1 protein-coding gene is annotated in these 233 nt (G+C 65.2%); it reads right to left on the reverse strand.

Annotated elements, in window-relative coordinates:
* On the reverse strand, positions 1 to 233 hold a 233-nt coding region (gene lptD, locus SB816_RS35230; protein WP_410548654.1), incomplete at both ends, for an LPS assembly protein LptD.

The raw sequence follows: 233 nt of genomic DNA on the forward strand, positions 1-233 counted from the left end.
AACAGCGACGTGTCGTAGACCGGCATCTTGGCTTGGTCACGGAACGGCACGCGCAGGTAGTACAAGCGCGGCTCCAGGGTCTGGACCGAATCCTTGCCGAACAACGCGGTGTCGCGCTCGAAGATCAGGCCGGCGTCCAGCGACATGATGGGCACCGTTCGCGACTGCGAGCGCGGGTAGCCAAACGAGGGGCCTTCGTTGGCGGTGCCAGCATTCGGGCGCAACCAGTCGCC

The sequence above is a fragment of the Achromobacter sp. SIMBA_011 genome (assembly GCF_046535435.1).
In the GTDB taxonomy this organism is placed as follows: Bacteria; Pseudomonadota; Gammaproteobacteria; order Burkholderiales; family Burkholderiaceae_B; genus Achromobacter; species Achromobacter dolens.